The organism is Streptomyces ossamyceticus (assembly GCF_001418475.1).
In the GTDB taxonomy this organism is placed as follows: domain Bacteria; phylum Actinomycetota; class Actinomycetes; order Streptomycetales; family Streptomycetaceae; genus Streptomyces; species Streptomyces ossamyceticus.
Genome location: NZ_LIQX01000790.1, coordinates 1 through 2,526 on the forward strand (window position 1 = coordinate 1; position 2,526 = coordinate 2,526).

A 2,526-nucleotide genomic window follows, 5' to 3' on the forward strand; every position below is an offset into this window, starting at 1 on the left:
CCTCCCGCCCACGAGCTCGACGGCGGCCCCGTTCCCCGGCCCTTCCTCTGGCGCGACGCCCCTCTTCTCGCCGCGCCGGGCCCCCGCGTCGTACGCCTGGCCGGCGCCGACACGGACCTCGCCCGGGCCCTCGCCGACCGCCTCACCGAGCACGGCGTGACGGTGCTGGGCCGGGACGACAACTCTCCGGGCGGGCCGAACGCCCCGGAGGCCCTGGTGTGGTTCGCCGAGAACACCACCGAGTCGACCACGGGCACGGGCATGGGCACGACCACGGGCATGGGCATGACCCCGACCACGACCGCCGACGCCATCGCCTCCCTCCGTGGCGTCCTCGCCCTGTGCGGCGCCGCCCCCGCCCGCCTGCTGCTCGTCACGGAGGACGCGTACACCACCGGCACCGAAGACGCCCCCGAGCGCGCCCGGCCCGTCGGGGCGCTCCTCCACGGCTTCGCCCTGGCCCTCCCCGACGAGCACCCGGCGCTGTCCTCCCGCGGCGTCGACCTCTCCTCGGGCGACCCGCTCGTCACCCGACTCCAGTCGCTGGAAAGGGAGTTGTACGCGGCCGACGCCCCCGACGGCACCCTCGGCGGCCTCCCTGGCGACCCTCCCGGCAGCGCCGTCGGTACCGTCGGCACCGTCGCCTGGCGGGCGTCCCGCCGCCTCGCCCGTACGCCCGTCGCCTCGACCGGCACCACCCGGACCACCGCCGACGTACTCCCCCCGGACGGCACGTACCTCGTCACCGGCGGTGCCGGCGGCCTCGGTTCCGCGCTCGCCCGCGACCTCGCGGAGCGCGGCACCCCCGACCTCGTCCTCACCGGCCGCACCCCCACTCCGCCCCGCGCGCTGCTCGCCGAACTCCGCGCGCTCGGCGCCCGCGCCCGCTACCAGGCGGCGGACGTGAGCGACGCCCGCGCCGTCGACGACCTCGTCGCCGGGCTGCCGCCCCTGGACGGTGTCTTCCACGCGGCCGGTACGGCCCGCCCCGGCAGTCTGCGCGGCAAGTCGGACGACGAGATCGAGGAGACGCTCGCGGCCAAGGTCCACGGCACGGTCCTCCTCTCGGAGGCGCTGCGCCGGTACGGCCACGACACCGCCGTCCGCGTCGCCTTCTCCTCCGTCTCCTCCGTCCTGCCCGGCCTGTCCGGCGCCCTCGGCGACTACGCCGCCGCCAACGCGTTCCTCGACGCCTTCACCACCGCCGAGCACGCCGCGGGGCGCCCGTGGCGGACGATCGCCCTCGGACCGGTCTCCGACACGGGATTGGCGAGCGGCCCCCGCGCCGAGGACCGACTCCGCGCCCGGGGCCTCACCCCCGTGCCCGTACGCGCCGCCCTCACCGCCCTCCGCACGGCCCTCACCCTCGACGCGCCCCACGTACTGGTGACGGGCACGACGGAACCGACACCGACACCCGCGCCCACGCCGGACCTCGCACAAGGCCCCGCATCCGCACCGGCACCGACACCGGCACCGGCATCCACCGCTCTCGCGCCTGCCTCCGCGCCCTCACCCGCGTCCACGGGCAGCGCCGCCTCCGTGAGCAGCACCGCCCCCGGGATCGCCGCGCTCCTCCGCCGTCTGCTCGCCGAAGCCCTCCACCGTTCCCCCGAGGACATCGCGGAGGACGCCCCCTTCCTCGGTCTCGGGCTGGACTCCCTCAGTGCCGTGGACCTCGCCCGGCGTCTGGAGCGGGAGATGGGCCGGCCGCTGCCCGCCACCCTGCTCTTCGAGTACCGCACCGTCGGCGAACTGGCCGCCCATCTGGCCACGGGGACACCCACGGTGGCGCCGCCCACCCTGCCCGCCGAGTCTCCCGCCACCGGTTCCGGCCGCGACGACGGCCTCCTGCCCCTCACCCCGCTCCAACTCGCCTTCCACACCAGCGCATCGCTGCACGAGGGCGTCACCGCGTACGGCTATGTCCGCCAGACCGTCAGCGGCCCCCTCGACCCCGCGCTCCTCGGCCGGGCGCTCTCGCACCTGGCCCTCCGCCACCCCCTGCTCCGGATGCGGCTGACCAGGGACGGCGGCGCCCGACCGCGCCAGTACACCGCGCCCGCCGAGGTGCCCACCGCCCACGGTTCCGGGCCCGCCTGGTACGAGATCCGGCAGGTACCGGCCGGTCCCCGCGCCCTGGCCGACCTCGAACAGGCCCTCTGCAACCGCCCCTTCGACCTCACCACGGAGGACCCGGTACGAGCCGTCCTGGTCCCCGACCAGGAGGACGCGCACCTCACCCATCTGCTCCTGGTCGTCCACCACGCCGCCGCCGACGGCTACAGCCTCAAGGTGCTGAGCGAGGACCTCTGGTCGCTGTACACCGCCCTCACGCGAGAGAGCCAGCGGCCCACGGAACCCCACTCTGCCTCGGGCGAGTTCGGCGACTACGTGGCCGCCCTCGCCGCCGAACGGTGCTCTCCGGCGTTCGAGCGGGACCAGCGGTACTGGCGCGACCGCCTCACCACGCACCTGTCCGCCCCCTCCACCGCATACGCCGCCGCGTCCGTCACCGCATCCACC

1 protein-coding gene is annotated in these 2,526 nt (G+C 76.2%); it reads left to right on the plus strand.

Features of this window, described 5'->3' with window-relative positions; genetic code table 11:
- Positions 1 to 2,526: SDR family NAD(P)-dependent oxidoreductase (locus AOK15_RS38815; protein ID WP_157870504.1), on the plus strand; the 2,526-nt coding region annotated here is incomplete at both ends.